Origin of the sequence: Mesobacillus jeotgali, assembly GCF_900166585.1 — a bacterium.
GTDB lineage: Bacteria > Bacillota > Bacilli > Bacillales > Cytobacillaceae > Mesobacillus > Mesobacillus jeotgali_A.
In genome coordinates this window covers 568,238-580,856 of sequence record NZ_FVZC01000008.1, presented here as the reverse complement: position 1 = coordinate 580,856, position 12,619 = coordinate 568,238, and the positions used below count along the sequence as shown (strand labels likewise).

Sequence of the window (12,619 nt, the reverse complement as noted above, 5' to 3'; positions counted from 1 at the left end):
AGGGTTCTTTTCTTATTATTCTTTCCAATCTAACGACTCAAGAAACTCATAAACATCTTCATGAAGCTGGTCACGTTCCTTATCAAGCGTGATAACATGTCCTGATTCCTCATACCACTTGAGTTTTTTATGGTCAGACTCGATGTTGTCATGAATGATGTTCGCGCTGTCAGGATCGATGATCACGTCATGGCGCGCCTGGACAACAAACGTCGGTGCATAAATCAGGTCAATGCTTCCGCGGACCTCCTTTATAAGTTCCTGAAGGTCTTTCAGGGTGGACATCGATTTTTGCTCGAGTGCCTTTACCTCCGCCTCGATTTGCTCCTCGGGCTTTCCTTCCATTCTCTTGTATTCACGCGCGTACTCGAGAACACCGCGGTACATCAGCTCTTCCGTCTTAAGATGCATCGGTGCGCACATTGGTACAATTCCTTTTAACGGCTTGGTGTAACCAAGCTTCAGGGACAGAACGCCGCCCAGTGATAATCCAGCTACTGCTATTTCCTCATAACCTTCGCTTTTAAGGAATTCGTACCCATCAAGCGCATCCTGCCACCAGTCTGCTGGTCCAGTATGTATTAGTTCTTCAGGCGGCACACCATGTCCTTTAAAAACAGGTGCATGGCTCGTATATCCCTTGCCTTCTAAAAATCGTCCCAGCATCCTGACGTCCGCAGAATTTCCGGTAAACCCATGGAGCAGCAGAACCGCTCTTTTTCCCGCTTTGAATGTAAATGGTCTTGGCACTAACTTTCTCATTTTCCTACTCCCTTTATCTGATATCTTTCTTAGTTTTAACAAACATGCTGGTAACATTCAATTAAAAGCCTTTATATATGTAAATACCCAGAATCTATTTAAATATGTGAGGTTTTTTGCACACAATAAAACCCGGCCTCGAGTGAAGCCGGGTCATTGTTTGTATTATAGCTTGAAATAAGTTACGGCAATAGTCAGGACAAAAAACAAAACAGATAAAACAACTGTGACGCGGTGCAGGACAAGATCAAGGCCTCTCGCCTTTTGCTTACCGAATAGCTGCTCCGCTCCGCCGGAGATTGCTCCGGACAGCCCAGCACTCTTGCCGGATTGAAGAAGAACGACTCCAATCAGACCGATGCAGACAATCACTAAAAGAATGGTTAAAAATGTATGCATGACTTACCTCCCGATAAAACTGCTTAACAGTATTTTAAATTTATCACATTTTCAGGAATGAAACAATACTTGTCCGAATAGTTGAGGATATTATATCATACTGCTTTTAAGAAGGAGGAAACCTTCATGAATTTCCGTCATTGTATAGTGGCCTTCTTCCGGACATTTTCTTCGAATTCTTGCTCGTTTTTCTCCGAGAGGAACCTTCTGTTGGACACTTTTCTTTTTTTCCTGTTTCTGCTTGTCCGATTGGGATCTTCTTATAGGACACTTTCTTCGAATTCTTGCTCCTGTTTGTCTGTTAGGGACCTTCTATTGGACACTTTCTTCGAATTCCTGCTCCTGTTTGTCCGTTAGGGACCTTCTATCGGACATTTTCTTCGAATTCCTGTTCCTGTTTGTCCGTTAGGGACCTTCTATTGGACACTTTCTTCGAATTCCTGTTCCTGTTTGTCCGTTAGGGACCTTCTATCGGACATTTTACTTTTTTTCGTCCCCTTCCCGGACGATAGGAACTTTTTATCAAACACTTTTTGTTTTCCGATTCCTATTTCGTCGTTAGAAGTTAATTTGAATAATAAAAACACCGGCAGCATCGTCATGCTCCCGGTGTTTCGGTATTCAAGAAGTATTACTTCTTAAGGTTGTAGAATGATTTGATTCCGTTGAAGCGAGCTGTTTCACCAAGCTGGTCTTCGATGCGAAGAAGCTGGTTGTACTTCGCTACGCGGTCTGTACGTGATGGTGCACCAGTCTTGATTTGGCCAGCGTTTGTTGCAACAGCGATGTCAGCGATAGTTGAATCTTCTGTTTCACCAGAACGGTGTGAGATGACTGCAGTGTAGCCTGCACGCTTAGCCATTTCGATTGCATCGAAAGTTTCAGTCAAAGTACCGATTTGGTTAACTTTGATCAGGATTGAGTTGCCGACGCCTTGCTCGATACCTTGAGCAAGCTTCTTAGTGTTAGTAACGAACAGGTCGTCCCCAACAAGCTGAACTTTTCCGCCAAGGCGCTCAGTCAATAGCTTGTGGCCTTCCCAGTCGTTTTCATCCAAACCATCTTCGATTGAGATGATTGGGTATTTAGAAGCCATTTCTTCATACCAGTCAACCATTTCTGCAGAAGTTTTCACAACACCTTCTCCAGATAAGTGGTATTTGCCGTCTTCTTTGTTGTAGAACTCAGAAGATGCAGCATCCATAGCAAGCATTACTTGCTCGCCTGGCTTGTAGCCAGCTTTTTCGATTGCCGTTACGATTGTTTGAAGAGCTTCTTCGTTTGAACCAAGGTTTGGAGCGAATCCGCCTTCGTCACCTACAGCTGTGTTCAGGCCTTTTTCCTTAAGAACAGACTTCAGGCTGTGGAAGATTTCAGCACCCATACGAAGTGCTTCACGGAAGTTTTCAGCACCAACAGGCATTACCATGAATTCCTGGATGTCTACGTTGTTGTCAGCGTGCTCGCCGCCGTTAACGATGTTCATCATTGGAACTGGAAGCTGCTTGGAGTTGAATCCGCCAAGGTACTGATATAAAGGAAGGTCAAGATAGTCTGCAGCAGCATGTGCAACAGCCATTGACACGCCAAGGATTGCATTAGCGCCTAGCTTGCCTTTGTTTTCTGTACCGTCAAGTTCGATCAATGCCTGGTCGATGCCAATCTGGTCAAGAACGTTAAACTCTTCGCCAACAAGGAAAGGAGCGATGATTTCATTCACGTTTTCTACTGCTTTCAGAACACCTTTTCCAAGGTAGCGGCCTTTGTCGCCGTCACGAAGTTCAACTGCTTCGTATTCACCAGTTGAAGCACCACTTGGAACTAGCGCGCGTCCGAATGCGCCAGACTCAGTGAAAACTTCTACCTCAACTGTTGGGTTACCGCGGGAATCCAATACTTCACGTGCGTATACGTCTGTAATAAATGGCATAAGTAATCTCTCCTTATTTTTGGATTAGCATTTCTGCATATTTTCGAATCAGCATTTGATGCTTTATTTTTTTATCAATGTTGTTCCAGTCATTTCTGCTGGCTGATGTAGTCCTAATAATTCTAGCATTGTTGGTGCAAGGTCGCCGAGAATTCCGTCTTCACGAAGCTCTACGCCTTCCTTTGTCACAATGACAGGTACCGGGTTTGTCGTATGTGCTGTCATCGGGTTGCCTTCAAGGGTAACAACCTCATCCGCATTTCCATGGTCAGCAGTGATGATGGCCGTTCCGCCTTTTGAAACAATCAGATCAACGATGCGTCCAAGGCACTCGTCCACCGTTTCAACCGCCTTGATCGTCGGCTCAAGCATACCTGAGTGTCCAACCATGTCCGGATTCGCGAAGTTCAATAGAATGGCATCAAAATTATCTGCCTCAATTTCCTTGATCAATGCGTCTGTTACTTCATAGGCGCTCATCTCTGGCTGCAGGTCATAAGTCGCAACCTTAGGAGAGTTGATCAGGATCCTCTTTTCACCAGGGAATTCCTTCTCGCGTCCGCCGCTCATAAAAAATGTTACGTGCGGATATTTTTCTGTTTCGGCAATGCGAAGCTGGGTCATTCCTGCCTGGGAAATCACTTCGCCAACCGTGTTATCCAGGTTGGTAGGCTCGAATGCTACATAGCCGTCAACTGTCTCACTGAAGTGAGTCAGGCACACAAAGTGAAGATTCTCAGGGTGGCCTTCTCCACGATCAAACGAACGGAAGTCTTTATTTGTAAATGTGTTGGAAATCTGGATTGCGCGGTCAGGGCGGAAGTTGTAGAAAATTACAGCATCGTCGCTCTGGACTGTCGCAACCGGTGAACCATCAGGGCGTACAAGCACAGATGGAACAACGAATTCATCAAAGATTCCATTATTATAGTTGTCTTCGATCAATTCCATAGGATTTGAATACGTAGGTCCGTCGCCATACACCATTGAACGATAGGATTTCTCCACACGTTCCCAGCGCTTGTCACGGTCCATAGAATAGTATCGCCCAGAAATCGTCGCAAATTCACCTACACCGATTTCACTCATTTTTTCAAGAGTTTGTTTGATGTACCCTGGTCCAGTTTGCGGTCCGACATCACGTCCGTCAAGGAATCCGTGTACATACACTTTTTCCAGACCTTCGCTGGCTGCCAGCTTCAATAGAGCAAACATGTGCTCAATATGGCTGTGTACACCGCCGTCAGATAGCAAACCCATCAGGTGAAGGGCAGTGCCCTTTTCCTTGGCATGCTTGATTGCCGCCAGGAAGGTTTCATTTTTTTCAAATTCACCTTCACGGATGGAAATGTTCACACGTGTAAGGCTCTGGTAAACAATTCGGCCGGCACCGATGTTAAGGTGTCCAACCTCAGAGTTCCCCATTTGGCCCTCTGGAAGCCCGACCGCTTCTCCGCTTGCAATTAACTGGGCATGCGGGAAGTTATTCCAAAAGCGGTCAAAGTTTGGCTTTTTCGCTTGCGCAACGGCGTTTCCTTTCGACTCGGGGCGGCATGCGAAGCCATCCAGAATAATTAAAGCTGTTGGAGACTTTTTACTCATTTGAACCTGCCTCCAATAGCTGCAAGAAGGAATCAGTTTCAAGGCTTGCTCCGCCGACCAATGCGCCGTCGATGTCAGGCTGTGACATGTATTCCTTGATGTTAGCAGGCTTCACGCTTCCGCCGTACTGAATACGGACTGCTTCAGCCACTTCCGGAGAAAATTGCTCAGCGATGACTTTGCGGATATGTGCGCAAGTTTCATTCGCATCTTCAGCTGTTGAAGATTTGCCAGTTCCGATTGCCCAGATTGGCTCGTAAGCGATGACAGTCTGCTTAACCTGCTCGTCTGTCAGACCATTAAGAGCGGCCTTGATCTGTCCGCCAACAAATTCATTAGTTTCGCCATTTTCACGCTGCTCCAGTGTTTCACCGCAGCAAACGATCGGAGTCAAGTTATATTTAAACGCAGACAACGTCTTCTTGTTTACCGTGTCATCTGTTTCATTGAACATTTCACGGCGCTCAGAGTGACCGATGATGACATATTTTGCACCGATATCCTGCAAGGCTTTAGGGCTGACTTCGCCTGTAAAAGCACCGCTTTCTTCAAAGTGCATGTTTTGTGCACCAATCTCGACATCTGAATTCTGTGTTAGCTCGACAAGCTGTCCAAGGAACAAAGCCGGTGCGCAGACAACAGATTCAACCTTTTCGTTTGACGGAACAAGTCCGCTTACTTTTTCAATAAAATCTTTAGCTTCAGGCAGCGTTTTATGCATCTTCCAGTTTCCTGCAATGATTGGTTTTCGCATGCTGACACTTCCTTTCTAAATTGCTGTTTAAACAGCGTTGTAACTTAAAAATAACCCTCTGGATGTGAGCTTTTGGGCTGTATAATGCAACAGCCATGGTTTCTTAAAAGAGCGGCGGACAAAAACGGTCAGGATCCGCACCCTTATGATGTTGTGACACCGCTCCTGAATAAACAATTTACTTGTCGTTCAATGCTACTACTCCTGGCAGCTGCTTGCCTTCCATGAATTCCAGTGAAGCTCCCCCGCCTGTGGAGATGTGGCTCATTTTTTCAGCCAGTCCGAACTTCTCGACTGCTGCTGCAGAGTCGCCTCCGCCGATGACTGAATATGTATCGCTTGCATCGGCTAATGCTTGTGCTACAGCTTTTGTTCCTTCTGCGAACTTATCGATTTCGAATACACCCATTGGTCCGTTCCAGATAACCAGTTTGGACTTCTGGATGACATCGCGGTAAGTTTCAGCTGTCTTCGGTCCGATATCAAGAGCTTCCCAGTCTGCAGGAATTTCTTCGATTGCTACGACCTTTGTATTTGCATCCGCAGAAAAATCATCGGCAACGATTGCGTCAACCGGCATATAGAAGTTCACGCCTTTTGCCTTAGCTTTTTCAATGAAGCTTTTAGCCAATTCAATTTTATCTTCTTCTAAAAGAGATTTGCCGATTTCATGGCCCTGTGCTTTTACGAATGTATAAGCCAGTCCGCCGCCGATGATCAGGTTATCTACTTTTTCTAATAGATTATCAATAACACCGATCTTGTCTTTTACCTTTGCACCGCCGATGATCGCAGTGAATGGGCGCTCCGGATTAGATAATGCTTTTCCAAGAACCTCAAGCTCCTTCTCCATCAGGAAGCCGGATACAGCCGGAATGTACTTGGCGATGCCTTCTGTTGAAGCATGCGCACGGTGTGCAGCTCCAAATGCATCGTTCACATATACATCTGCAAGATCAGCAAATGCCTTCGCAAGTTCAGGATCATTTTTCTCTTCGCCAGGATAGAAACGGACATTCTCAAGAAGCAGGACATCGCCATCGTTCATGCTGTCGATTTCAGATTTTACAGAGTCGCCGTAGGCTTCATCTGCTTTCCTTACATCCTTTCCAAGCAGCTCAGATAAACGCTTTGCTACTGGAGTCAAACGCAATTCTTCAACAGCCTGCCCCTTAGGACGGCCAAGGTGGCTTGCAAGAAGGACTTTTGCACCCTGTTCAACCAGGTACTGGATTGTTGGCAATGCTGCACGGATCCTAGTTTCATCCGTTACCTGTCCATCCTTCATCGGCACGTTGAAATCAACGCGGCAAAACACTCGTTTTCCTTTTACATCCACATCTTTTACTGTCTTTTTGTTCAAGGCTAGAGACCTCCTTTAAGATAGCGCCAATGCGCATTAAGCAGAAAAAGAGGAGAGGGAATTACCCCGCTCCCCTTTTCATCCTACTACATTATAGTCAATATTGGATTGGTTATCCAATATTAGCTTACAGACCTTTTTTAGCGATGAAATCAACTAGGTCAACTACACGGTTAGAGTAGCCAGACTCGTTGTCATACCAAGAGATAACTTTTACCATGCTGCCTTCCATAACCATTGTTGAAAGTGCATCGATTGTAGAAGAGTTTGCACAGCCATTGTAGTCGCTTGATACTAGTGGCTCTTCGCTGTATCCAAGGATACCTTTAAGTTCGTTTTCAGAAGCTTTCTTAAATGCAGCATTGATTTCTTCAACTGTTACGTCTTTTTCAAGCTCAGCAACAAGGTCAACAAGTGAAACGTTTGGAGTTGGAACACGCATTGCTCCACCGTTCAATTTGCCTTTAAGTTCAGGCAATACTAGAGAAACTGCTTTTGCAGCACCAGTTGTTGTAGGAATGATGTTTTCCGCAGCTGCACGCGCACGACGGTAGTCTTTGTGCGGAAGGTCAAGAATTTGCTGGTCATTTGTGTATGAGTGAACAGTTGTCATCATACCGCGCTTGATTCCGAAGTTGTCGTTCAGAACTTTCGCAAATGGAGCCAGGCAGTTTGTTGTACAAGATGCATTAGAGATTACGTGGTGGTTAGCTGCATCGTACTTGTCGTCGTTAACACCCATAACGATTGTGATATCTTCGTCAGATGCTGGAGCAGAAATGATGACTTTCTTTGCGCCTGCTTCCAGGTGTTTAGCAGCGTCAGCACGCTTTGTGAAACGGCCAGTAGATTCTACTACTACTTCTACGCCAAGGTCGCCCCATCCAAGTTGAGCTGGATCTCTTTCAGCAAGTACTTTCACTTTGTGGCCGTCAACTACAAGGTAGTCACCGTCAACTGTGATTTCTTCGTTCAATGTTCCGTGAACTGTATCATATTTTAAAAGGTGAGCAAGCATGTTTGCATCAGTTAAATCGTTAACTGCAACTACTTCCACATTAGGGTTCTTTAATGCCGCGCGGAAAACTACGCGTCCAATACGTCCAAATCCGTTAATACCAACTTTTACTGCCATGAGTATTTCCTCCTTTGATTCCTATAAAAGGTGTTGTTTATATTAAGGTGTTACCCTTGTAACAATGTTTTAGCGGCTCCTTCATCCGTGACCAGGATGGTCGAGGAAGGTGCCTGTTTCATATAGGCCCTGATCGCCTTTGCCTTTGACTGTCCGCCGGCAACCGCGATAATATTGCCTATATTTGCGAGATCATTCAGCTGAAGGCCAATCGTCAGCACTTTGTGGACGATTTCACCCTCTTCATTAAAATAATAGCCAAAAGCCTCGCCGACTGCTTTTCCATCAAGGATTTTCTGCAAATCCTCAGGGCTGGTATTGCGGCGTTCCGCCATTGTAATAGCGTCCCCAATACCATGTAAAACCATGCTCGCTGATTTAACTAAATTCCATACTTCGTAAATCAGCGGTTCTTTGATGAAGGACTTGTAAACCTCTGTGCTGACCTGGTCTGGTACATAAAAGACCCTGTTGCGTGAATTCGTGTTGTCTGCCATGATCGCGCAAACCGTGTTTGCCTGATTCTTGACATCCTCGCCAATTCCGCCCCTTGCCGGTACGAACAGCAAATCCTTCTCACCAAAGTCGGGAGTGAGCATATCTGCCACGGCCGCCATTGTCGAGCCTCCTGTTACAGCAATGATATTTTTGCTTTGGAGGAGCCCTTTCATACTGTTGGCTGTCGCACGGCCCAGCTCGCTTTTTACCCATGGTGAACGGTCGCTGTCTCCAGGGACAACGATTACCTTCCGGATTTCCATGCGCTCCTGCAGCTGGCGCTCTAATGTGTTTATACCCATTATGTCCCGCATTACTCTTTCAAGACTTTCCAGTATATCTTTTCCCTCTTTGGTCAGTGTCATTCCCTGAACTGACATGGAGATCAGATTCTGGTCTTTCAAAAACTCCACCTCAGAACGCAAAACCCTTTCAGTCAGATTCAGGCTGACTGATAGATTTCTCCTGCCAACTGGCTGCATCACATTTATGTATTGGAGGATGAGGTATCGTTTTTGCATAACTTGCAATAAATCGGGCAATATTCTTTTTTGAATATCAATGAGCGAAAAGTCCATTTTGATATTCTCCTTTATAAGTGATGGACGTTAAATGTCCCGCCAAGACATATTATGTCCCACTTGCGGTAAAAAAAATCACCCCTGCTACAAAATTCATTCTAACAGGAGTGAAACCCTTAATCAACCAATAAACTCAAGGTTTTTTCGTGAAAACGCTTCATTTATGAACTTTTTGTTAATGATGCCATACTGCAGCTCCTCACCGTCCAATTCAATGACCGGGATCATGATTCCATATTTCTCGACAAGCTCATCATCCAGGTCGATATTGATTTCTTCTATTGTAAAATTCCAGGTTTGCTGGAGGTCCTCGAGAATCTGCCTGGCTGTTTCACATAAGTGACAGCGCGGACGGGAGTAGAGTTTAACTGTTCTTTTCATTTCGAGCTCCTTCTACTAATTGCATACTTATTTTATTCGCCCGCTTAGGCGTTAGTCGCTAATTCCGCTGCTTTATTCGCAAAGTGTTTCCAATCGCAAATACAGCGGTATTATTCGCAAAAAACATTATTTATCGTAAATATCGCTCTTTATTCGCAAAAGAGAAGTTATTCCCAATTTTTTCTGGAATAGCCCTCTTCGTAGTAAATAGTACAGAACCTAATCAAACCTTTTCCGTTTCGACGAAGATGGAATTCCAAGCTGGTCGCGGTATTTTGCGACCGTTCTCCGTGACACAACCATTCCTTCCTGTTCCTTAAGCAATTCAACCAGGGACTGGTCGGAAATCGGCTTCCTTTTATCTTCTTCCTTAATATAGTGTTCTATGGCTGCTTTTACTTTTTGAGATGAAGCCTGGTCATTTTCGGTTGTTTGGATCGAACTCGTGAAAAAGGCCTTCAATTCATAAGTCCCGGTTGGTGTTTGCATATATTTTTCACGGACAGTCCTGCTGACGGTCGATTCATGGATTTCAAGCTCATCAGCTACCTCCCTCATAGTCATCGGGTTTAGATAGGCTGGCCCTTTCAGGAAAAAATCCGGTTGTTTTTCAATGATTTTCATGGACACCTTAAGAAGGGTTTCCTTCCGCTGTTCCAGGCTGCGCCTGATCCACTGATAATCCCCTTGTTTTTCCTGGAGGAATTTATTAACTTCCTGGTCCTTATGCCGGGACAGCTCCCGATAATATCCATCATTGAAAGAGACTTTCGGAATCAAGGCATCATACACGCCGACAGACAGTTCATCTCCTTCACGCCTCACTACAACATCCGGAACGATGTAGGCCGGCTTCTCCCTCTGGAAACTTGCGCCTGGTCTGGGATTTAGCTTCTGGATTTCGTCATGAACCTTCTGGATATCCTTCATTTCAACCTGCAGCATCTTAGCCAATGCCTTCCACTTTTTTTCGGCAAAAAGAAGAAAGTAATCGCTAATAATGGTAATTGCAAGTTGATTTCCAGGTGTCCGCCGCTGCCGTGTTAACTGAATAAGAAGACATTCTTGAAGATCCTTTGCCGCAATTCCGGCCGGATCCAATGTTTGCAGCTTGAAGAAAGCGCAATCGAGGATTTCTTCATCGACTCCAAACCTTCTTATGAGGTCATCTCGGTCTAAATTCAAGTAACCGTTTTCATCTATGTTTTCAATCAACACTGGTAAAATCACTTTTTCCTCAGGTGATGCTTTTAAGGAATTTAATTGGGAATGAAGAAATTCTTCAAGCGTCTCGCTCTCACCCGAACCAATCTGCTCAATCAAGTTCTTCTGGTCCCGATCAAAAGTTCTTTTTGTCGTTTTCCTCGTTCGGTCCATATTGGAATCAAGATGAGTGATGTTTTTAAAGTCTACTTGCAACAGGGGATTTTCCATCGATTTAGCTTCAAGAAAAGCGGCAAGCTCCTGTGCAGAATACTGCAAAAGCGCAATGGCCTGGGTCAGCTCTTGCGTCATCGCCAATTTTAACGTTTGCTTTTGCATCAAACCAGCTTTCATATCCATCCAAATCACCCCTGCATTTATTTTACATGATAAACGGGCTTTGGTGTATGGTAAGAATTTGGCATGACTAGTTACCCGGAAGTATTCCCATCATTTTTACAATAATATGATTGGATTCCCATCGGTTAGATAAATTTTAAGTTAATACAAATGAGTACTATAACTTCGGAAGGTGTTCTGAATGTATCCTGAAATAGGTTTTCTTTTATCTAAGTACCTAATTCCCTCCATACTTTCTTTCACCAATATAAATTGTAAATGAAAGAAACAAAAAAGAGATGAACTTTTCTAAGCAATGCTCCATCAATGTCATCGAACCACATAAAAATAGTTAACCGGTTTTCATTTGGATTTGACGAAGTCCAGAAAAGTTTATTAAATATAGGCGCTTTTTTAGTCAATTCCATTAGTAACTCTATATCTGAACTTAAAGAAAATGGAATTATCACCGATACTTAGTTTATCTATATAAGTAAGGAGATGTAAGGATTGACTGTAGCTGAACTTACGTCGACAATCAATAAAATTGTTGATGATTTGGATTTTGCAACTGCTAGAGTTTTATTAGAAGAAAACATGGATGTTTTAAATGAACATAGGAACAGACTGAATAGCAATGCTCGGGAACTTCTCAACTTCATTAGTGAAATGCACAAAACCGGGGCACAACCTTTAACTAGGAAAGAAATGTCACTTATAAACGCAGTTAACTCGTATGCATCTAAATTTGATGTCAGAGGGTTGAAACTGCTTATTAAAGATCACCCGAAATTATTTCTCAGATCAGACCTAGCTTCCTATATTAATGCAGATGCAAAGATTGTTTTAGAGAGTTTGGGAGCTATACAAAAAAATAACTAATGCGAGCCCCTCTCGATTGAGAAGGGCTTTTTATTAATTCATGTAAAGTATTCGTCTGTAAACCTCCCAAAAACAAAGTTAGCGACAATAATTCCGCTAAATTACTTTCGTCCCCAATTCACAAAGTTGTCACAATACGAACAGGAATTTAAAACCACCATTGGTAAAATAATACTTGCGTATGTCTTATTTTGTAAAATCATGAAGGATGTTGGTTTTGTCTAATACGAAGGAATTTATTGAAATTCAAATATCCTCTTCAGCGAGAGGTACAAGGAAATCATGCAGAGATATGGGGTAAATAGCAAAGAAGCAAAACGCTTTAATATTAGATATAGCGAACTGCTGTTTAGATATCAAAAATCACGTGAGTAGTTCTACTTTTCTATAAAGAAAAATTTTCAGAGGGCTGAATATGGAGTGTATTAAAATAAAGAAAGAAATTCTTTTATTTAAAATAGAATACTTAAAGAAGGAACTCATCACCACTGTTAATTCGAAAGGCTTTAATGATCCTGAAACCATTAGGATAAGTCAAAACTTAGATAGATTAATCGTTAAGTATCAAAAGTTATTGCATTAACAGCATTAACAAAGAGCCCCCCTTGCACATTCATAAGGTTTCATCCCGATTCTCTACGCTATAGTCCACCATGTAGTCTTTTTTTGGCAAGAAGCCATAAGGCATTTTGCATAAATGGCTATGTGATTTTTTGACTTTATAGTTTTAGCTAATTATCCTCATTTCTCAAGTACGACTATGCCTTCATTGTGTTGCATAGTATCCACG

General features: G+C 43.5%; 12 protein-coding genes. 2 read left to right on the top strand and 10 right to left on the bottom strand.

Going from position 1 to position 12,619, the window contains the following annotated elements; all coding sequences use genetic code 11:
- Positions 1-15 precede the first annotated feature (15 nt).
- The 10 genes from B5X77_RS07995 to rpoN all read right to left on the bottom strand — a co-directional run bounded on the left by B5X77_RS07995 (position 16) and on the right by rpoN (position 10,968).
- On the bottom strand, positions 16-762 hold the full coding sequence (locus tag B5X77_RS07995) for an alpha/beta hydrolase (protein ID WP_079506879.1): 747 nt from the start codon (positions 760-762) through the stop codon (positions 16-18).
- A 165-nt stretch (positions 763-927) separates the two neighbouring features.
- The gene (gene secG / locus B5X77_RS07990) at positions 928-1,161 is read right to left on the bottom strand and encodes a preprotein translocase subunit SecG (RefSeq protein WP_079506877.1); all 234 of its coding nucleotides are present in this window, start codon (positions 1,159-1,161) and stop codon (positions 928-930) included.
- Positions 1,162-1,792: 631 nt separating this feature from the next.
- On the bottom strand, positions 1,793-3,091 hold the full coding sequence (gene eno, locus B5X77_RS07980) for a phosphopyruvate hydratase (protein WP_079506873.1): 1,299 nt from the start codon (positions 3,089-3,091) through the stop codon (positions 1,793-1,795).
- Between the two features lie 63 nt (positions 3,092-3,154).
- Positions 3,155-4,693: a 2,3-bisphosphoglycerate-independent phosphoglycerate mutase gene (gene gpmI / locus B5X77_RS07975; protein WP_079506871.1), complete on the bottom strand. Its 1,539-nt coding sequence runs from the start codon at positions 4,691-4,693 to the stop codon at positions 3,155-3,157.
- Positions 4,686-5,447 (bottom strand): triose-phosphate isomerase, encoded by a 762-nt coding sequence (gene tpiA / locus B5X77_RS07970; protein WP_079506869.1) that lies wholly within the window; start codon positions 5,445-5,447, stop codon positions 4,686-4,688. Before tpiA ends, gpmI begins: the two co-directional genes overlap by 8 nt.
- A gap of 178 nt (positions 5,448-5,625) precedes the next feature.
- Positions 5,626-6,810 carry a phosphoglycerate kinase gene (locus B5X77_RS07965; RefSeq protein ID WP_079506867.1) on the bottom strand — a complete coding sequence of 395 codons (1,185 nt, stop codon included), beginning with the start codon at positions 6,808-6,810 and terminating at the stop codon, positions 5,626-5,628.
- A 127-nt stretch (positions 6,811-6,937) separates the two neighbouring features.
- Positions 6,938-7,945 carry a type I glyceraldehyde-3-phosphate dehydrogenase gene (gap, locus tag B5X77_RS07960; RefSeq protein WP_079506865.1) on the bottom strand — a complete coding sequence of 336 codons (1,008 nt, stop codon included), beginning with the start codon at positions 7,943-7,945 and terminating at the stop codon, positions 6,938-6,940.
- Positions 7,946-7,995: 50 nt separating this feature from the next.
- Positions 7,996-9,021, bottom strand: coding sequence for a sugar-binding transcriptional regulator (locus B5X77_RS07955; protein WP_079506863.1), 1,026 nt, complete (start codon positions 9,019-9,021; stop codon positions 7,996-7,998).
- Positions 9,022-9,144: 123 nt separating this feature from the next.
- Positions 9,145-9,405: a glutaredoxin family protein gene (locus tag B5X77_RS07950; RefSeq protein ID WP_079506861.1), complete on the bottom strand. Its 261-nt coding sequence runs from the start codon at positions 9,403-9,405 to the stop codon at positions 9,145-9,147.
- Positions 9,406-9,624: 219 nt separating this feature from the next.
- Positions 9,625-10,968, bottom strand: a complete 1,344-nt coding sequence (gene rpoN, locus B5X77_RS07945; protein WP_079506859.1) for an RNA polymerase factor sigma-54 — start codon at positions 10,966-10,968, stop codon at positions 9,625-9,627.
- Positions 10,969-11,457: 489 nt separating this feature from the next.
- Between rpoN and B5X77_RS07940 the strand changes: the two genes are divergently transcribed.
- Positions 11,458-11,829: a hypothetical protein gene (locus tag B5X77_RS07940; RefSeq protein WP_079506857.1), complete on the top strand. Its 372-nt coding sequence runs from the start codon at positions 11,458-11,460 to the stop codon at positions 11,827-11,829.
- A 415-nt stretch (positions 11,830-12,244) separates the two neighbouring features.
- Positions 12,245-12,412 (top strand): aspartyl-phosphate phosphatase Spo0E family protein, encoded by a 168-nt coding sequence (locus B5X77_RS07935; RefSeq protein WP_079506855.1) that lies wholly within the window; start codon positions 12,245-12,247, stop codon positions 12,410-12,412.
- The last annotated feature ends 207 nt before the right edge of the window (positions 12,413-12,619 follow it).